We start from the raw sequence: 19,073 nt of genomic DNA on the forward strand, positions 1-19,073 counted from the left end.
CTTTTGTTTTTAAGGCATTCCTCTTTTCACGCGTTCTATATAATCCTTCGCGTGGCCTTCATTAATTTCATTTTTTGGAAGTTGTTCCTTGATTTTCTCATGCTCGACAGGTAAAAAATCAAAAGCCTGATCTTTTCTTTTTCCAGTACTATAATTTAATAGCGGGAGATAGGTTGTGTTTAACCAATAAAAAGTTTGGTTGTGTTGCTGAAAACGAACGGATTTATCTCCTTTGTGTTCCTCTATTTCACTGGCTTTTGTCTTAAAACTTGTAAAGAAATCCTCCAACATTTTCGCATTCATCCACCGGCTTTGCCTCCATTTTTTTAGTTGGAGATTCGACAGTGAATCAAGAGGTATTTCATACAGTCCCGTCTGTTGAAATAACCCAAGGAACAAGGTGTTATCAAGTAAAAATCTTCTCTTGAGCTTTTTAGGCAAAATACTTTTATCTCTTGCAACTTGGATATAATTGCGAATCATTTGCCGATTGGATACCTTCTTATTCTTAAAGACACCCGCATAAATACTGAGGTAATAATCGCGTAGTTGTTCCAATTCATCTTCATCCAACAACACACCATACTCCAAGACATTAGATTCAGCACCCTCTTGTTTTTTAAGTCTCCCCTTTTGTAGGTAGACATAAGTTTGATCGCCTAATAAACGAGCAATAGCTTGCGAAACATAACGCTGTTCTTGTGGAAAAAAAGGAAGGTACATCGGTTTTATTTTAGTCCGAGACATCCCCTGATCACTCCTAAAAACAGCCGTCAACGTACTATCTATCTTCTGATTATCCACAACAATTGACTGTGTTATAGCTTGTAGGGTCTTTTGCAACAAAAACGGCGTATTTACTTCTCCTTTTTTGGGAAATATAACTGCGCCTTGATGCATGCTTTGCAAAGGATAATTCAGTTGATAGACCCCTTCATTTCCGCGTGACAAATCAAATTCATTCGTTTCTACAACATTTTCATGGTGAATCAATTGTTGCTTTTTATACGGTACAAGCTGATCAGACGAAGTTTTAAGTACGTCTTCCGCAAACAGGACAAAATCGTTATAAGGATCCCTATAATTTGCCTGAACTTGATAAAAAAGTAAACGACAATGTGTATCGACGATTTTCGCAATGATATCTTGCTGTTTTTCTCTATCTTCTGTCTGTATTGTTTCACCAACAATAACCACTAGATTACTCTGGTATTCACGTGACTGCAAGAGGTTTTTCAAGTCTTCAATCGATTCATACAATGTTGTTTTGGTTGCTGTTGTCTCTTGAAAATCCATAGGTCGTTCAAAAGAATTAGCCCATGTTGCAAAATCCTTCATCTGTACTTCATACTGTTGTTTACTAGCTGGATCAACTTGATAGAAAAGTGTTGAATAGGAAATAGAGTCAAAGTGTGATTGCGGGTCAAATTGCGTTGCTAATCCCTGAAATATAGCTTTAAAAGACGAGACATGACGCATGACTTCCTGTGATCCATCGAGCACAAAAACTACATTCAGCTTTCGTTGCTCTTCTACCATTTTTTTATAGGTCGAATAGGATATTGACGCCCCATCCACATTGAAAATGCTGTTTTCCGTATAGTCCAAAAAATGATCCCAATAGCGAATCTCAAAATCATCCTTACTCCAGTGATAGGTCAAGGGATACAAATGATAAAGATCATTTATATCCTCTACTTCGGCGGAAGATATTACAGGTGTAAAAGCAGCAACTCCCTTTGGATTACCTAAGCCCAATTGTACGGCAGGCATACCGGGTGTTGATTTGATTCTGAAAGCCGTTCGTTCTCCCCAAATAGACAAAATACGCGCATCTACCCAACCATACTGTTTAGGATCCAATTGATCGGCATCAATTTTAGGGTTTTCTCCAATAAGTACTCGTTTTTGATCAGCCGTAAACATATAGGGGTAAACGACAGCATTAATTGGCATTTTACGAGTCGAAGGATGCAATAAGCTTGGGTCTTGAAATAGCGTGATTGAATCATTTTGTACAAAATCTTCACTATGAGTAATTACATCGGTATCCTGAAGTGATAGCAATCCTTTCAAGCGGAAACCGCTTGTAGCACTTCGAAGCGATTCGCTCCACAACAACAAATCTTTTTCGCGCATCCATCCTTGCGTGTTTAGTCGTGCTTTGTCCACTTGCCCATTCACTATACTACCTGCTTCGTATTTTATTACTTTATAGCGATCTCCGCGTTTTTTCAAAACAACAAAGGGATCAAAAAACAAAGCTTTCTTATCCGCCTGCTCATCCTTTGGGCTAGCATAAAATGACCCTGCTTCTCTCGAAGCAAAAACAATCCACGGCTTCGAATATTTTGGAAATCCAACCAACAATTCGTTGTCTCTCCACGGGTAAATCATACTAGATGGAGGTGTTTTTTGAACCGTAATTTTTTTCCCTCCACAGCTCCATAACCCTATTCCTCCAACAAATAATAAAGCCCATAATCTACGTGCAACCCGATCTTTCATCTCTAATTCAATATTTGTTCAACCGCAATTTTTGTCACACATTTCACTTCTTGATCAAAACCTACTTTAACCGATTGAATCACTGCATTGCGATCAAATCGCAGTCCCATACAGTAGTAATAAAACGAATTTTTTTTACTGGTATTCACCGAAACAAAAGCATTTTCATTATCACATAAATACTTTTTTACCAAATAGTTATAGTGCTCATTAAAAGCTACTCCTAGCGCGATTTGTTGCAGGTGTTCTTTAAAATCACTATCGATTTCTTTGTATTGTTCTTCCACATCTAATGCCTCCGTCAGTTTTTTAAATGAAGGGTGAATGGTTATGTTGTGTATCACAGGATACGCTGTTTCATCGGTATAGAGATATACCCGATACTCACCAGGTTCTTGATAGGTATAAATGACAAAAGGTTCTTTGGCATCAATCGTTCCTGTTTCTCCAAATTTCCAGCTGAATAAGCTAGCCTTAGTTGTATTGGCACGGAAAATCACATGTTCATACTGCATGGCCTCAGAAGGTGCATCTACCGTGGTAAAATAATCGCCATTATCCTTTTTTGAACTTGGTTTCACCTCAATAGCAACAGTTCGAGCTACCCTTTCATTAATCGTAAATGTCACTTGATAAAATCCAGGGTTTTTATAGCTGTGTGTCCCTTTATTCTCCATAGAAAAATTCCCATCGCCAAATTCCCATCGTTTTACTCCTTGAAAGGCGATATGATCTTCACTAACATGAAGCGTATCTCCGACCTCAAGTACCGTTGGGTATACGGTTATTTTCATCCCTGAAAACGGAGCGTAAACTTTTTTTTGGAAAAAGTAAATACCCCCTAGTAGCAAGAGCAAAATTCCTGCTAGAAGTAAAATCAACTGATCCTTATTTTTTCTCTTATAACTCATTTTATTTCGCCAATTGCATGTTCTTTCGTTGAATCAATTGTTGTTTCTTATCTTTAAAGCCAATGCTACATTCCTCAAACTCCTTGCGAAATTGTTCGGTATTTTCCGTTTTCCTTCCTACAATCTTTTTGTCTTCAAAATACATCTGATAAAAATTTGCTATTTGCCTATAGCCTTCCTTTCTAGGATCATAACTATTCGTATGGCTAAAAAAACTAGCCACAGCATCAATGCGTCTTGCTAGGTCATTTTCAACCTGAGGTTGCGGACTAGTAGCTTGCAGTTGACTGATTTTTTGAAACGTTTCTTTCATGACTGGCTCCACCGTCTTTTGTAGATCATTAAATTGGTTGTACTGTTCTACTAATTGGGCATCCAATACAGTTGTTTGTGAAAATGGCGACTGATAGGAAGACAAAAAAATCAAGCCTAATAAGAGCTGCGTGAGTAGTAACATGCTAACTAGATATAAAAATTGATAGGTACGCTCTTTTTGAGAAAGTGACTGAGATCGATAGTATCGCATTGGAAATTATTTAATGTTGAATTTTCGTATGGGATCATCATTTAACTCTTTGTGTACTGCTTTGAAACGGTTCAAGCATTCAGTTAGATCTTTTAAAGCCAATGCTTCTTCCGTATTCACTTGGATGATTTGACTTTTCAAAAGCAACAAACTATCCAGTTGAGTAAACAATAAATTATAATAACTGAAATCTTCTGATTTTTCGACTTTCACTAGATTTTTTATCTCTTGTACTTGTTTGATAATATACAGTTCTAATGCCCCGTCATTTTGCACCTTATCTGTGTTTAATAAGCGCATATAGTAATACACCGTGTCCACTTTATTTTGCAAAGTGTATTGTTTGTTCAGCACTGTTTTATACGCTGTAATATCTCTGCTCACCTGTTTCTTTTGTTGGTCCGAACTTTCAAAAAAAAAGTAGATAACTAGAAAAAAAGCTAAAATCAAAAATATAAACTTCGCAAAGAAATAAGTGAATTGTAAATAAATATTCTTATAATTTATACTTTTCAAATACATAATAGAACTAATTTAATTTATTTATCACGAATAATATAATTACTCAAAATTAGTATTAATTTTATATTATCCAAGATAAAAAATACATAAATGCCAATTAATCTATCCATTTGTGAGTCTGACTTACATTTCAGAAATGTAATTATTGAACATATTAATCGTACATTAAACTTCGAATTACTCGATGCGTATGCTAATGGTTATGAGCTCGTTAATAGAATAATTTTCAAACAGAATAATTTTCTATTAATAGATAGTTTCACCCCTATTATAACTGGTATTGAAGCCATTAAAATTTTGCGAAAAAAAAATAATCAAACACCGATAATAACCTATTCACAAGTCTATCAAGCGGATATTCACCAATCATTAAAAGAATATAAAAAGGTCTATTATTGTCAAAAAAACAGTACAGTAATCTTTGCGCTATTACTTGCTTTACTCCAGGAACAGGAAGATACCTACACCCAACATCTTGATCAATGGAAAAAGAGTACAACTGCGTTTTCTGTCTCCAACATCGATCAACAAAAAGCCTTTTATCAACCCTCTCTTCTGGAACTACAAATCATCAATCATGCAAGTAAAGGGCTGACCAATAAAGAAATTGGAGCTTTAGTACACCTTAGTGGAAGAACTGTTGAGACCTATATCAAAAAGCTTACCCAAAAATTCAAGGTTAAAAATAAAATTCAATTAATTACTTACTGTGTGGAGCAAAACCTACACAATTACAAGTAAAAAAAAAGGATTAAGATAAACGATACTAGCTATAACTTTCCCCAATGGGGCCCATGGATAGCCTACAGATCCATTATCTTCGTTTTAAAGCACTTTCTCCTTTGTCAGAACTAAGATTACTACAATCGAATTTAAACGCTTAAAACAGGGAAAATAAAAAAGGGTAGTTAACCCATCGTTAACTACCCTTTTGTTATGTTGAATACTTAAATATTAAATATCAAATCCCATAGATACTCCAAGTTTAGAAGCAATTACTTTTGCCACTTTACCTTTCAATTCTGGAATTTTTACCGATTCCATTACTTCATCTGTAAAGGCATACATCAACAATGCTTTTGCCTCTTTTTGAGGAATACCACGTTGACGCATATAGAACATTGCTTCTTCATCTAATTGACCGATGGTACAACCATGCGAACAGCGAACGTCATCTGCGAAGATTTCCAGCTGTGGTTTTGTATACACTTGTGCTTTATCGCTCAACAAGATATTGTTACTCTGTTGGAAACCATCTGTTTTTTGAGCAATCTTATCCACATAAATCTTTCCATTGAAAACACCTATTGAATTGTCATCATACAATCCTTTATAATTTTGGTGACTTTCACAGTTTGGACTATCATGAGAAACCAAGGTATAGTGATCCACGTGTTGTTTACCGCCAATTAGCGTAATCCCTTTCATCGTACTGTCAATACGCTCTCCATCTTGATAGAAATTCAAGTTGTTTCGCGTTAACTTACCTCCAAAAGAAAACGTGTGTACTGATACTCTACTCTCTTGTTTTTGTTTGATGAAGGTATTGTCAATCAATGTCCCTGTATCTAAGTCATTTTGCAATTTATAGAAATCGACAATTGCGCGTTTGTGACTAAAGATCTCCGTAACTGAATTGGTAAATACACTGCAATCGTCTAAACTTTGGTGACGTTCTAAGATTTGAACATGTGCATTTTCACCCACGATAACTAAATTACGCGGTTGAACCAATAAAGCTTGTTCTCCTGAAGTAGACAAATAAATAATTTCAATCGGTTTAGAAACTACTTTGCTCTTAGGAATATTAATAAATGCTCCTTCTACTGCATAAGCCGAATTTAAAGCCGTTAAGCTGTCGTTTTTATCTGCAATGGTATTGTAGTAATTGTCAATCACCATTTTATACTTCGGCTTAGTCAAAGCCGCTGACATCAAACAAACATCTAAACCATCATGTGTAGTAGACGATAAATGCGAACTGAATACGCCATTGATAAATACCAATTTATACGTATCAGAATCACTTAAAAAGTACTGTTTAACTTCTTTGTACTCGATTGCTACCTCTTTCTTGGGAACCACACAAAAATCTTGTTTTAAGATTGAATTCAACGAAGTATATTTCCACGCTTCATCTTTTTTTGTTGGGAATCCCTTATCTTCAAAAGTCTTTAGTCCTTCTACGCGAATTTTGTGTAGCGTATCATGCTCACCACTTAATTGCTGTTCGAAAGCAACAAAAGACGTTATTAATTTATCTTTAAGTTCCATATTCCTTATTTACCTATTAGATTAAAATGACTGTATACTGTAACCAATCGCAAGATTATAGCGATTCTTTAATCCAGTCGTATCCTTTTTCTTCTAATTCTAAGGCTAATTCTTTTCCTCCTGTTTTTACAATTTTTCCGTCGTATAAAACGTGTACAAAATCAGGAACGATATACTCTAACAAGCGTTGGTAGTGCGTAATTAAGATTACGGCATTATCTTCGCTTTTTAATTTATTTACTCCATTAGCTACAATACGCAATGCATCGATATCTAGTCCTGAGTCTGTTTCATCTAAGATGGCAAGTTTAGGTTCTAACATCGCCATTTGAAAAATCTCATTACGCTTTTTCTCTCCTCCAGAGAATCCTTCATTCAACGAACGCGATAAGAATTTTCTATCGATTTCAAGTAATTCTGATTTTTCCTTGATCTTTTTCAACATTTCATTCGCAGGCATCTCCTCTTCTCCTTTTGCTTTTTTCGCTTCGTTGATGGCTGTTTTAATGAAATTCGTTACGGAAACTCCCGGAATTTCAACTGGGTATTGAAAAGATAAAAACACGCCTTTGTGTGCTCTTTCTTCAGGAGCTAATTCACCTAACTCTTCTCCTTCCAATAACATTTCACCTTCCGTTACTTCAAAAGCCTCATTTCCAGCAATTACAGAAGATAATGTACTTTTACCAGCACCGTTCGGTCCCATAATTGCGTGAACTTCACCTGCCTTTACTTCTAAATTAATTCCTTTTAATATTTCTTTATTTTCAACACTTGCGTGTAGGTTTTTTATCTGTAACATAAACTGTTTGTTATTTTAAATTTGTAATGATACGAAATGCCTTCATTAGTTTATCGTGGATTAACCCACACTTCCTTCTAATGAAATCTCTAGTAATTTTTGTGCTTCTACAGCGAACTCCATCGGTAATTTGTTCAATACTTCTTTTGAGAAACCATTGACAATCAAAGCAATTGCTTTCTCAGTTGAAATTCCACGTTGGTTACAATAGAAAATCTGATCTTCACCAATTTTACTTGTTGTTGCTTCGTGTTCAATTTGAGCTGTTGAATTTCTTGCCTCAATGTAAGGGAAAGTATGGGCCCCACATTCGTTACCCATTAACAATGAATCACATTGAGAAAAGTTTCTAGCGTTTTCGGCACGAGGACCTACTTGCACTAAACCGCGATAACTATTTTGAGATTTACCAGCTGAAATACCTTTCGATATAATAGTCGATTTCGTATTCTTACCTAAGTGAATCATTTTTGTTCCTGTATCCGCCTGTTGGAAATTATTAGTAACCGCAACAGAATAGAATTCTCCTACAGAATTATCTCCTTTCAATATACAAGAAGGATATTTCCATGTTACTGCTGATCCAGTTTCTACCTGTGTCCAAGAGATCTTAGCATTGGTTTCACACAATCCGCGTTTTGTTACGAAGTTGAACACGCCTCCTTTACCTCCTTTGTCTCCAGGATACCAGTTTTGAACTGTAGAGTACTTGATTTCAGCATCGTCTAAAGCGATCAATTCAACCACAGCAGCGTGCAACTGATTCTCGTCGCGAGACGGTGCAGTACATCCCTCTAAATAAGAAACATAACTTCCTTCATCTGCAATAACTAACGTACGCTCAAATTGACCTGTTCCCGCTTGATTAATACGGAAATACGTCGATAATTCCATCGGACAACGAACGCCTTTAGGAATATAACAGAACGATCCGTCAGAGAATACTGCTGAATTTAATGCAGCATAGAAATTATCCGTTTGCGGCACTACAGTTCCCAAATATTTTTTTACTAATTCGGGATATTCTCTAATCGCTTCAGAAATAGAACAGAATATAATTCCCTTTTCTGCTAAGGTTTCTTTAAATGTCGTAGCCACAGAAACGGAATCCATTACAATATCTATTGCAACACCAGACAAACGTTTTTGTTCGTCTATTGAAATACCTAATTTGTTGAACGTCTCCAATAATTCTGGATCAACTTCATCTAAACTTTTGTATTTATCTTTACTTTTTGGTGCTGAATAATACGAAATAGCTTGGAAATCTGGCTTTTCATACTGCACATTGGCCCATTCCGGTTCTGTCATCTCTTTCCAGATACGGAACGATTCTAACCTCCAGTTTGTCATCCATTCAGGCTCTTCTTTTTTAGCAGAAATAGCTCTGACGATCTCTTCATTCAATCCAATCGGAAATGTTTCAGATTCTATATCTGTATAGAATCCATACTCATACTCCTTACCTTCTAATTCTTTTTTTAAATCTTCTTCTGTATACTTGCTCATATATTGGTACTTAAAAGCAATTATTACCTGCTTCTACATTAGACTTTACTTTGGTAAAAGGGAAGATTGAGTTCTTCCCTTTTTTGTACTATAAAGAAAAACTTTCTCCACAACCGCAAGTTCTACTTGCATTCGGGTTGTTAAAGTAGAAACCTTTTCCATTTAACCCTCCTGAATATTCAAGAGTTGTTCCTACTAAATACAAAAAGCTTTTTTTATCAACAGCAATCTTCACCCCGTTGTCTTCAAAAACTTGATCTGTTTCTGCAATTTCACGGTCAAATTTCAATTGGTAGGATAAGCCGGAACATCCGCCGCTTTCTACCCCTACACGTACATAATCTTTTTTGGAATCGAATCCTTCATCTTCCATCAAAAGAGCGACGCGTTTACTTGCTATATCTGAAACTTTTATCATACGTTTTACTTAAAATAGATTAATTCTATACCGATTGACAAAGGTATTATAAAAAAATGGTTTCTAACACTAACTAACATATTTATAACGATTAGAAGTTTTAATACTAAAATCGATAAAATCTATTGTTCTAAACCATTTTTAATTACTTATTACGCAGTAGATTATCAAATTTACTACCAAATCAAAATCCGTTTAATACAGGAAATAAATTCTTTTTCTATTTAAAAAGCTTTCGTTACAAATTTCGCATCTAATTTTGGATATACAAGACACAAAAAAAAGAAAGGATTGAACAAATCCAAGAAAAGCATTTTTTTTCCTTCTTAGAGGTAAAATACTTTTTTTCAACGCTTTAAATACAAAGCATAAAAATGAGACATTACGTTTTATTTTTTGCTTTTTTAGATGAATCTTCTGCTTTATTTTTCTGTTGATGTACGACCAATAGAACTTTTTTTGCCCAAGGAAATCCAATTCCTATACCCTTCCTTTTGCATAAATTTCTTACTTTGCATCCATCACATGTAAAACAAGTCGATATGAAATTATACAGCATAGAAAGTGGTAACTTTAAATTAGATGGGGGTGCTATGTTTGGCGTGGTTCCCAAATCCCTTTGGAACCGAACCAATCCCGCCGATACAAACAATCAAATTGATCTAGGGGCGCGTTTACTCCTACTTGAAGAGGGCAATCGACTCCTACTCTTCGATACAGGTATGGGCAACAAACAATCGGACAAATTCTTTGGATACTACGCACTATGGGGTAATCATACAGTAGAAAAATCACTGGCACAACACGGCTTTCATCCTGATGATATTACGGATGTATTCTTGACGCATCTTCACTTTGATCATGTCGGTGGTGCAGTGAATTGGAATGCAAATAGAACGGGTTATGTCAATGCCTTTAAAAATGCGCGTTATTGGTCAAACGAAGAGCATTGGCAATGGGCAACCCACCCCAACGCAAGAGAAAAAGCGTCTTTTTTACCTGAGAATATACTGCCCATTCAAAAAAGTGGAGCCTTGCATTTTATCGCTAGAGGCAACACTGACTACCTAGCGGAAACGGATTTGGGTTGTTCGATTTTCTTTGCCGATGGACACACAGAGAAGCAAATGATTCCCATACTCAACTACAAGGGACGCAAATTGGCCTTTGCTGCCGATCTTCTACCAACAGCAGGTCATGTACCCTTGCCCTATGTAATGGGATATGACACCAGACCTTTGTTAACTTTAAGTGAAAAAGAAAAATTTTTAAAAATGGCAGCTGACGAAAACTGGTTGCTATTCTTAGAACATGATGCACATAACGAAATAATTACAGTACAACACACCGAAAAAGGAGTGCGTTTAAATGAAATTTTCAAGGCATCAGATATCTTAATTTAATGTTAAGCCTAAAGTTTTCAACTAATTAAATACTATTTTTATCGGTCTTAAACGAATTTTAAAAAAAAGAACAATGCGTTTGATTAAACCAATTTACCTATCAGCAGCCTTAGCTTTTGCTCTTGCTAGCTGTGGAGGCTCAAAAGCGATTATACAACAGCCTATTTCAAATGTAGATCAATTACCTACAAGAAGTAGTGACTTATCAGAAGAACAATTAAAGAGATGGAGTCATTTAGACATCCTTAGAGATACTGTGCCTGGCATGTCTGTTGATCGTGCCTATGAAGAACTATTAAAAGGAAAAAAACTTCCTAAAAAGGTAGTTGTTGGCGTAATTGATTCGGGAATCGAAATTGATCACGATGACTTAAAAACTCAAGTTTGGACAAATCCAAATGAAATTGCAGGTAACCATATTGACGATGACAACAATGGCTATATTGACGATATTCACGGTTGGAACTTCTTAGGAAAATCTGTACATGAAAATGTAGAAATGGTTCGCGTAGTTCGCAGAGGTAATGATGGATCTGATCAGTACCAAAGAGCAGTAAAAGAATTGGCGAAAGAAATCCAAGAAGCAAAAGAAATCCAAGTTAGGGCGGATATGTTGATGCGTGCGAACGAAAGGTTAGCCACTTTCTTAGGTAAAAAAGACTATACCTTGGCAGACCTAAACGCAATTGGCGATGATGCGTCTGAAGAAATTCTACACTCTAAAAAAGTAATCGCTAATATTTTAAACAATGGACGTGAGCTTTCTTGGTTAGAAACATACAAAAACTATGGGGATAGCAAGTTAAAATATCACTTAAACATTGACTTCAACGGACGTGAATTGGTAGGCGATGATCACACGAATATCGACGATCGTATCTATGGAGATAACGATGTAATTGGTCCAGATCGAGACGAAGCTAAACACGGAACACACGTTTCGGGAATTATTGCACAAACGAGACACAATAAACTAGGTGGAGATGGTGTTGCATCAGAGGTTGCAGAAATCATGGCTTTACGCGCTGTTCCTGATGGAGATGAGTACGATAAAGATATCGCTTTAGCAATTCGCTATGCAGCTGATAATGGAGCCAAAGTAATCAATGGTAGTTTTGGAAAATACTTTGAAGAAAACAGCCAATGGGTGCGTGATGCAATCCAATACGCAGAATCAAAAGACGTATTAATCGTTGTAGCAGCTGGAAATGACGCTATGGATTTAAACATCGAAGGTGGAGTAGAACGCTATCCAAATGACAACGTAAAAATGGGGCCTGAAGTAGCAAGCAACTTCTTAGTTGTAGGGGCGTTAAACCCTAAATTCGGAAAAAATATGGTTGCGACTTTCTCAAATTACGGACACTATGACGTTGACGTATTTGCGCCTGGAGTAAAAATTTACGCAACAACACCGAATAATACTTACGAATACTTACAAGGAACGTCAATGGCATCGCCAAACGTAGCTGGAGTTGCTGCATTGGTTAGAGCGTACTATCCTGAATTTACAGCAGCTGAAGTGAAAAAAATCATCATGGATTCTGGTGTAGCTGTAAATATTGATGTCGTTGTTGGGGAGAAAAAAGAAGTGCGTAATTTCAATTCAATTTCTACTTCTGGAAAATTTGTTAATGCATACAATGCCTTGCTTTTAGCTGAAAAGTTGGCTAAGGCAAAAAAATAATATTTTTCTTCTAATCAGGAAAAAAATCCTATACTCCACAACTTAGTTCTTCTTTGTTGTGGAGTTTTAATTTAAAGTAACATATGAAAAAATTAGTTGCAGTTTTCTTCTGTTTTTTGCCGTTTTTACAACAGGCAAATGCACAACAAAACCCTAATCCAGGGTATTGGCAACAACATGCAGATTATAGCATGGATGTCAAAATGGACGTTAAGAAATTCACCTATACAGGGAAACAAGCCGTAGCGTATACCAACAATTCACCTGATACCTTACGCAAGGTATTTTATCACTTGTATTTCAATGCTTTCCAACCTAACAGTGATATGGATGCCTTGTTGATGTCTATTCCAGATCCAGATCCTCGTATGGTAAACACCAAAGAAATTAGAGGGCGTAAAATCTATGAAAGTAAAATCAATAAGCTCAAAGAGAGCGAAATAGGCTTCCTCAAAATCAAAAACCTTACACAAGACGGCCTAGCTGTTGAACATCAAGTGGTAGGAACAGTAATGGAAGTAACGTTAAAAGTACCACTTGCACCGAATCAAACAACTGTATTAGATTTAACCTTTGATGGACAAGTTCCGCAAATGATCCGCAGAGCTGGACGCAATAGCAAAGAAGGCGTTGCCTTATCCATGGCGCAATGGTTTCCAAAACTAGCGGAATACGACTTTGAAGGATGGCACACAGAACAGTACTTAGGAAGAGAGTTTCACAGCGTCTGGAGTGATTACGACGTAAAAATAACCCTAGACAAAGACTATATTGTTGGTGGGACAGGAATCTTACAAAACAATAACGAAATTGGTCATGGATATGAAGATCCAGGAGTGAAAGTTGGCCCTCTTAAAGGGAAAACCCTAACGTGGCATTTCAAAGCGGCCAATGTGCTAGATTTTACTTGGGCTGCAGATCCTAACTACATTCACGATATATACGATGGTCCTAATGGAGTTAAGTTGCATTTTTTGTATAAAAACAACCCTGCCATTGTAGAAAACTGGAAAAAATTACAACCCATTACAGCTCAATTAATGGATTTCTTCAACAAAAATGTTGGGGACTATCCCTATTCCCAATATTCTGTAATTCAGGGTGGAGATGGTGGTATGGAGTATTCCATGTGTACCTTAATCACAGGTGAACGCAAATTTCCAAGCCTAGTTGGTGTTACAGCACATGAATTAGCGCACAGCTGGTTTCAACACGCTTTAGCAACCAATGAAACGAAACACGAATGGATGGATGAAGGTTTTACGACTTTTATTTCTGATTTGGCTATGTTGCAAATCTTGCCTAAAGATGATTTAGAAGACGATAATCCCTTTGCTTCTACCTACAAAAGTTACTACAACATGGTGGCGCGAAACATTCAAGAGCCTTTAACTACGCATTCTGATCACTATTTGACCAATAGAGCGTATTCTATTTCGGCCTACAGCCGAGGATCCATCTTTTTAACCCAATTGGCTTATATCATTGGGTGGGATAATATGATGGAGACGATTAAAGAATTTTACCGCCAATACAAATTTACCCATCCTACGCCTAACGACTTTAAACGTACAGCAGAGCGTTTAACAGGAGCAAATTTGGATTGGTACATGACTGATTGGACCATGACTACCAATACGGTAGATTATGCGGTATTATTTGTCGAAGAAATTCAAAAAAACCAGTCACTCGTCACCTTGAAGCGCATTGGTCGTGCAGGAATGCCTTTGGATATTTTAGTTACTTACGAAGATGGGTCAATGGAAACCTTCTATGTACCTTATACAGCCATGATGTGGAATAAACCCAACCAGTATATCGAATATGAACGTACGATTTTAGAAGGATGGGGCTGGGCGCAACCTGAATATAAGTTCATCATCTCTAAACCCAAAAACACCATTAAAACGATTCTTATTGATCCTAGCCAATTTATGGCCGATGTCAACCAAGAAAACAACGTTTTTCACAATGAATAAAACCGCGTAATTATGGGTGATTAGAACTACATCTCCTAAATCGCAAGAAAAAATATAAAAGTCCTAGTTTATTTCTAGGACTTTTCTTTTATAGATATCGTTTTCCTTTTCTACCTTTGCATCATCTATGACAAAACAAGACGAAACTTATCCAAAAGAAGAAAAGCTAAAAGCTAAAAAGCTTATAGATGAATTATTTATAACAGGAAAATCTGTGAGTAAATACCCCCTTCGCTTGGTTTATATTGAGGTAAACGACGAACAAGCTCCTCCCTTGCAGACTGGTGTTTCCGTGTCTAAACGCCATTTTAAAAAGGCAGTAGACCGCAATTATTACAAGCGTTTACTGCGTGAAACTTACCGAAAAAATAGAACGCTTATCTTGGATCAGGTAGATCAAAAGTTTGCAATGATGTTGTTTTACCAAACCAAAGATCGCCTAAGCTATCAAGAAGTAGAACACAAAATGAAAGGTTTGTTTGAAAAGTTTGTCCACCAATACCAACAAACCCGTATAGAAAGCGAAAATCAATCGATTTAAGTCATTTTTAAACTAAAACAAGACAAATAGAGGTTCTCTAAAGAACAGCAGCTTAAAACGTCTTATTTTACATATAGCTTATAAAAAAAGCGTAGCAAATGATCATTTGCTACGCTTTTTTTATTGATATACGCGTAAGGTGCGTATGATGGCTTCTAATTCGAGCATTACATTGCGCTTACTCATTGAAGGATTATACGTAAACCCTTCAATGACCAAATAATATTTCTGGTCTTCTTTTTTTACAATATAGGTCAAATACGGACCGCCCATAAAGCTATTTTCCATGTCCCAAACACCAGTAATTTCAGTAATTTCAAATCCTTGGAGTTCCATCGTTTTATGTATGGGTTCGGCATCGACAATCAAATTCATAAATGTATTCGGCTCGGAAGAATGAACGTATTGCTCCACCACAGAGTCTCTCAAAACGTTAATTTCTCTCGTCAATTCTCTTTGGTCTTGGAAGGACTTTACATCCTTAAAAGGCAAACTATAGACCAAGATATTGCTATTCCCAGAAGCGATTTCCTTTTTGTACCACACAAAATTATCGTCTACCAATACGCGTTTATACGAAGCAGGTAAATCGAGGTTTATCTTGTATTTTTGGTGTAAAAAAACCGTCTCATGCAAAGTACCTTCTTTTATCCGCTTTTGCATATCACTGATTTCTTGTTGGTGAAATCGACTGATAATAGAATCCTTATGCTTTAAAAAATTGTCTATTACACTTTTGTTATCCGTTCCTTGAATTAAAAAACAATTCTGAGGTTGTGAATATTCGTCAATCAACAGTTCGAAATTCGCGTGATCCTGACCTACAGTAACATACACAATATGCTTATTACTCTTGGTTGTGCTTTCGAATATACGTGGCGATTGTTGATCGATATCAAACTTGGGCTCCACGGGTAAAATCCCATCAATAGCTGCAGCCAGATAATTTCGAATAGTATCTCCTACATTACTCAACCACAAATCATCATCAATAACCACCAATACTTGGTTAGCTTGACCTTGTGCTGATGTTTGTAGTGCTTCATTTCGCATGGGTTTAGTACAACTCACACAAAATGCGAAACAAGTGATATAGAAAATAAAATATCTCAACAGATTGGATTTAATTAATTCTCAATTTCATCCCAGGTTGTAAGGTTGAATGATCACTCATGTTATTTAAAGCTTTCAATTTAGAAATCGTTACACCAGGTAGATTCTTGCTAATGGAATAGAGAGAATCTCCTTTTTTAACGACGTAATATCCATTGGTTGACGCTTGTGCAACTGCAGATTTTCCAACAATTAATTTCTTACCTGGATAAATAACATTCGTTTTCATATTGTTTAATTGTTTTAATTGAACAACAGAAAGACCATACTTTTTGGCAATTACACCAACGCTTTCGCCTTTTCGAATGGTGTGATACTTGTTGCGCACCCCTGATGTTTGCGCAATCGCAATATCATAATTCGGTTTTTCTTTGCGATTTTCCTCAAAATCGACATAGGCATATATTTTCTCTTCATTTGAAACCAGTACACCTGCGCGATCTAATGGCAAGCGAACAAAATTCAATTCACTAGAAGAATAGGGAATTACTTTTAATTTATAGGTTGGGTTTAAAAACTCTAATTCCTCTTGACTTACGTCTAATAATTTAGATATTTGTTCAAAGCTCATCATGCGTTTTACCGCCACGGTATCCGTTTGAACTAGTTTCATCGGAATATTTTCATTGGCCTTGATTCCGTGCTCTTTTGCGTATTCAAAAATATACATAGTTGCGTAAAAAGCAGGCAAATAGTTTTGCGTTTCGCGTGGTAAATTCGGACGAATATTCCAATAATTAGTTAGTCCATTAGAACGGCGAATTGCCTTAGAAACATTACCTGGACCTGCGTTATACGAAGCTAAAACCAAGTCCCAATCACCAAAAATAGTATAGAGGTCTCCTAAGAATTTAGCTGCCGCTTCCGAGGCTTTTAACGGATCTACGCGATCGTCTTTAAAGGAAGACACTTCTAAATTATACTGTTTTCCAGTTGCGTACATGAACTGCCATAACCCAGTAGCTCCCATATGCGACACCGCTTTTGGATTTAATGCTGATTCAACAATCGTTAAATACTTTACTTCCAGCGGAATATTATTTTTTGCTAATTGTTCTTCAAACAAAGGGAAATAGTACTCTGAAAGACCTAATAAGCGTTCAAACGACTTTTTTCTCTTCTTCAAGAAAGACTTAATCAGTCGCTCTAAGGACTCGTTATACTCCACGTTAAATGGCGTTTTTTCATTGATCAATGCCAATCGCTCTTTCAAAATTTCCGTAGTTAATCCATCATACTCCGCCTCTTCTTCATTAAAAAAATCATCGCCTGTCAAATCTGCATTCATCTCTTCATACAAATCTTGGTTAATCAATTCACCTAGCCAAAGCTTCTCAATGCGTTCGCTAGTAGAATGATTGACAAAACTTGCCTTAATCGAATCCAAATATACCTGTGGATCTACTTCTTTCTTACTTCCTTCTATTCCTTCTGTTTGTTCTTGTGCACTTAAACTTAAAGATAATAGGCTAATAAGGGATAACGCTACTCCTTTATAAATCATAATTTTATATTTTGATATAGGGTATAGACACCATAGCTATCTATACCCTATACTATTATTCTTGTATTGCTTTGATACCAGGCAATATTTGTCCTTCTAACATTTCTAACATAGCCCCACCACCAGTCGATACATAGCTCATTTTAGGCGCTAATCCAAATTGTTTCACAGCTGCAACAGAATCCCCTCCTCCAACTAAAGAGAAGGTTCCTTTTGTCGTTGCTTCTGCGATGAAGTTTCCTAATTCAATGGTTCCATTGGCAAATTTCTCCATTTCAAATACCCCTAGTGGTCCATTCCAAAGAATAATTTTAGAATCTAAAATCACCTTTTTCAAACTTGCTAGTGTCTCAGGTCCTACATCAAGTCCTTGCCATCCTGCAGGAATTGCTTTTACAGCGACAATTTGCGTTTGTGCATCTGCTGCAAACGCATTTGCTGCCACTACGTCAATAGGCAAGTGAATCTCAACATTTTTTGCTTTAGCTTGCTCTAAAATACGCAAAGCCAATTCAATTTTATCATCTTCACAAATCGAATCACCGATAGATCCTCCAAGTGCTTTAACAAAAGTAAAGGCCATACCGCCACCAATAATCATGTGGTCTACTTTATCCAAAATATTTTCGATAATCGTAATTTTAGAAGATACTTTTGATCCACCTAAAATGGCCGTAACCGGTTTTTCTGTGCTGTGCAACACTTTGTTTATACTCTCAATTTCTTTGGCTAACAAATAACCGAAACACTTGTCATTGGGAAAGAATTTTGCTACAATTGTCGTTGAAGCATGGGCGCGATGTGCAGTTCCAAAAGCATCATTGATATAAAAATCTGCAAGCGAAGCCAAAGCAGCAGCAAAGGACTCATCGCCTTTTTCTTCTTCTGCATAAAAACGCAAGTTTTCCAATAAAAGCACCGCTCCAGGTTTACTGTTTGCAGCCGCTTGTTTAACTGTATCTCCAATACAATCGTCCACAAATGTAACGTTTGTACCTAATACCTCTTGTGTTTTCTCGACAATATGACGTAGCGAGTACGCTTGGTTTTTTTCTCCTTTTGGACGTCCCAAATGAGAAACTAAAATGGCTATTCCACCATCCTTAATCACTTTGTCAATCGTGGGTTTTGCCGCTTCAATACGATTGGTGTCTGTCACCTCAAAAGCATCGTTCAACGGCACATTAAAATCAACGCGAATTAAAACTTTTTTATTATTAAAATTCACAGTATCAATTGTTTTCATAGTTGTATTTTTCTAAAATAGGTTCCGATTAACGCAAATATAAATCTTTTTAAAATCCAACGTACGTTTATTTTCATTATTATCTTAATTTTCTCTTGGCAATTGCATTTCGAAATGCGAAGTACATCCC

Annotated in this window: 16 protein-coding genes; 5 read left to right on the forward strand and 11 right to left on the reverse strand. The window is 36.4% G+C overall.

What is annotated here, in order from left to right:
- Nucleotides 1-9: 9 nt before the first annotated feature.
- From tssR to tssO (ACPDHL_RS09825), 4 genes are read right to left on the reverse strand one after another with little or no spacing between them, the layout of a single operon-like run.
- Nucleotides 10-2,508 carry a type VI secretion system protein TssR domain-containing protein gene (tssR, locus tag ACPDHL_RS09810; RefSeq protein ID WP_430532588.1) on the reverse strand — a complete coding sequence of 833 codons (2,499 nt, stop codon included), beginning with the start codon at nt 2,506-2,508 and terminating at the stop codon, nt 10-12.
- A gap of 2 nt (nt 2,509-2,510) precedes the next feature.
- Nucleotides 2,511-3,419: a PKD domain-containing protein gene (locus tag ACPDHL_RS09815; protein WP_430532589.1), complete on the reverse strand. Its 909-nt coding sequence runs from the start codon at nt 3,417-3,419 to the stop codon at nt 2,511-2,513.
- 1 nt (nt 3,420) lies between these two features.
- Nucleotides 3,421-3,945 carry a type VI secretion system TssO gene (gene tssO / locus ACPDHL_RS09820; RefSeq protein ID WP_430532590.1) on the reverse strand — a complete coding sequence of 175 codons (525 nt, stop codon included), beginning with the start codon at nt 3,943-3,945 and terminating at the stop codon, nt 3,421-3,423.
- 6 nt (nt 3,946-3,951) lie between these two features.
- Complete coding sequence (gene tssO, locus ACPDHL_RS09825; RefSeq protein ID WP_430532591.1) at nt 3,952-4,467, reverse strand: type VI secretion system TssO; 516 nt, start codon at nt 4,465-4,467, stop codon at nt 3,952-3,954.
- Nucleotides 4,468-4,557: 90 nt separating this feature from the next.
- On the opposite strand from tssO (ACPDHL_RS09825), the gene ACPDHL_RS09830 reads away from it, so the two are divergent.
- Complete coding sequence (locus tag ACPDHL_RS09830) at nt 4,558-5,208, forward strand: LuxR C-terminal-related transcriptional regulator (protein ID WP_430532592.1); 651 nt, start codon at nt 4,558-4,560, stop codon at nt 5,206-5,208.
- A 213-nt stretch (nt 5,209-5,421) separates the two neighbouring features.
- Here the strand turns inward: ACPDHL_RS09830 and sufD are convergent, their stop codons facing one another.
- The 4 genes from sufD to ACPDHL_RS09850 all read right to left on the reverse strand — a co-directional run bounded on the left by sufD (nt 5,422) and on the right by ACPDHL_RS09850 (nt 9,470).
- A complete protein-coding gene (gene sufD / locus ACPDHL_RS09835) occupies nt 5,422-6,741 on the reverse strand; it encodes a Fe-S cluster assembly protein SufD (RefSeq protein WP_430532593.1) in 1,320 nt (439 codons plus the stop codon).
- A 55-nt stretch (nt 6,742-6,796) separates the two neighbouring features.
- Complete coding sequence (sufC, locus tag ACPDHL_RS09840; RefSeq protein ID WP_430532594.1) at nt 6,797-7,543, reverse strand: Fe-S cluster assembly ATPase SufC; 747 nt, start codon at nt 7,541-7,543, stop codon at nt 6,797-6,799.
- Between the two features lie 60 nt (nt 7,544-7,603).
- Nucleotides 7,604-9,052 (reverse strand): Fe-S cluster assembly protein SufB, encoded by a 1,449-nt coding sequence (gene sufB / locus ACPDHL_RS09845; protein ID WP_430532595.1) that lies wholly within the window; start codon nt 9,050-9,052, stop codon nt 7,604-7,606.
- A gap of 88 nt (nt 9,053-9,140) precedes the next feature.
- A complete protein-coding gene (locus ACPDHL_RS09850; protein ID WP_430532596.1) occupies nt 9,141-9,470 on the reverse strand; it encodes a HesB/IscA family protein in 330 nt (109 codons plus the stop codon).
- A 542-nt stretch (nt 9,471-10,012) separates the two neighbouring features.
- Between ACPDHL_RS09850 and ACPDHL_RS09855 the strand changes: the two genes are divergently transcribed.
- From ACPDHL_RS09855 to rnpA, 4 genes are all read left to right on the forward strand, one after another.
- Entirely contained in the window at nt 10,013-10,873 is an 861-nt protein-coding gene (locus ACPDHL_RS09855; protein WP_430532597.1) for an MBL fold metallo-hydrolase, read from the forward strand.
- A gap of 73 nt (nt 10,874-10,946) precedes the next feature.
- A complete protein-coding gene (locus ACPDHL_RS09860) occupies nt 10,947-12,560 on the forward strand; it encodes a S8 family peptidase (protein ID WP_430532598.1) in 1,614 nt (537 codons plus the stop codon).
- An 83-nt stretch (nt 12,561-12,643) separates the two neighbouring features.
- Nucleotides 12,644-14,539, forward strand: coding sequence for a M1 family metallopeptidase (locus tag ACPDHL_RS09865; RefSeq protein ID WP_430532599.1), 1,896 nt, complete (start codon nt 12,644-12,646; stop codon nt 14,537-14,539).
- Nucleotides 14,540-14,666: 127 nt separating this feature from the next.
- Nucleotides 14,667-15,080 carry a ribonuclease P protein component gene (gene rnpA, locus ACPDHL_RS09870; protein ID WP_430532600.1) on the forward strand — a complete coding sequence of 138 codons (414 nt, stop codon included), beginning with the start codon at nt 14,667-14,669 and terminating at the stop codon, nt 15,078-15,080.
- Nucleotides 15,081-15,200: 120 nt separating this feature from the next.
- Here rnpA and ACPDHL_RS09875 read toward each other — a convergent pair whose 3' ends face one another.
- The 3 genes from ACPDHL_RS09875 to ACPDHL_RS09885 form a co-directional block, all read right to left on the reverse strand.
- Nucleotides 15,201-16,133 (reverse strand): DUF4837 family protein, encoded by a 933-nt coding sequence (locus tag ACPDHL_RS09875; protein WP_430532601.1) that lies wholly within the window; start codon nt 16,131-16,133, stop codon nt 15,201-15,203.
- Between the two features lie 70 nt (nt 16,134-16,203).
- Nucleotides 16,204-17,697 (reverse strand): transglycosylase SLT domain-containing protein, encoded by a 1,494-nt coding sequence (locus tag ACPDHL_RS09880; RefSeq protein WP_430532602.1) that lies wholly within the window; start codon nt 17,695-17,697, stop codon nt 16,204-16,206.
- A 55-nt stretch (nt 17,698-17,752) separates the two neighbouring features.
- The gene (locus ACPDHL_RS09885) at nt 17,753-18,943 is read right to left on the reverse strand and encodes a phosphoglycerate kinase (protein ID WP_430532603.1); all 1,191 of its coding nucleotides are present in this window, start codon (nt 18,941-18,943) and stop codon (nt 17,753-17,755) included.
- Between the last annotated feature and the right edge of the window lie 130 nt (nt 18,944-19,073).

The organism is Myroides sp. C15-4, assembly GCF_050522745.1.
In the GTDB taxonomy this organism is placed as follows: Bacteria; Bacteroidota; Bacteroidia; order Flavobacteriales; family Flavobacteriaceae; genus Flavobacterium.

Coding starts and splice junctions, on each gene's coding strand:
- ACPDHL_RS09880 (WP_430532602.1), bottom strand. CDS start 17,697: ATGATTTATAAAGGAGTAGCGTTATCCCTTATTAGCCTATTATCTTTA.
- ACPDHL_RS09885 (WP_430532603.1), bottom strand. CDS start 18,943: ATGAAAACAATTGATACTGTGAATTTTAATAATAAAAAAGTTTTAATT.
- ACPDHL_RS09815 (WP_430532589.1), bottom strand. CDS start 3,419: ATGAGTTATAAGAGAAAAAATAAGGATCAGTTGATTTTACTTCTAGCA.
- sufC (WP_430532594.1), bottom strand. CDS start 7,543: ATGTTACAGATAAAAAACCTACACGCAAGTGTTGAAAATAAAGAAATA.
- ACPDHL_RS09830 (WP_430532592.1), top strand. CDS start 4,558: ATGCCAATTAATCTATCCATTTGTGAGTCTGACTTACATTTCAGAAAT.
- tssR (WP_430532588.1), bottom strand. CDS start 2,508: ATGAAAGATCGGGTTGCACGTAGATTATGGGCTTTATTATTTGTTGGA.
- tssO (WP_430532590.1), bottom strand. CDS start 3,945: ATGCGATACTATCGATCTCAGTCACTTTCTCAAAAAGAGCGTACCTAT.
- sufD (WP_430532593.1), bottom strand. CDS start 6,741: ATGGAACTTAAAGATAAATTAATAACGTCTTTTGTTGCTTTCGAACAG.
- ACPDHL_RS09865 (WP_430532599.1), top strand. CDS start 12,644: ATGAAAAAATTAGTTGCAGTTTTCTTCTGTTTTTTGCCGTTTTTACAA.
- sufB (WP_430532595.1), bottom strand. CDS start 9,052: ATGAGCAAGTATACAGAAGAAGATTTAAAAAAAGAATTAGAAGGTAAG.
- rnpA (WP_430532600.1), top strand. CDS start 14,667: ATGACAAAACAAGACGAAACTTATCCAAAAGAAGAAAAGCTAAAAGCT.
- ACPDHL_RS09855 (WP_430532597.1), top strand. CDS start 10,013: ATGAAATTATACAGCATAGAAAGTGGTAACTTTAAATTAGATGGGGGT.
- ACPDHL_RS09850 (WP_430532596.1), bottom strand. CDS start 9,470: ATGATAAAAGTTTCAGATATAGCAAGTAAACGCGTCGCTCTTTTGATG.
- ACPDHL_RS09860 (WP_430532598.1), top strand. CDS start 10,947: ATGCGTTTGATTAAACCAATTTACCTATCAGCAGCCTTAGCTTTTGCT.
- tssO (WP_430532591.1), bottom strand. CDS start 4,467: ATGTATTTGAAAAGTATAAATTATAAGAATATTTATTTACAATTCACT.
- ACPDHL_RS09875 (WP_430532601.1), bottom strand. CDS start 16,133: ATGCGAAATGAAGCACTACAAACATCAGCACAAGGTCAAGCTAACCAA.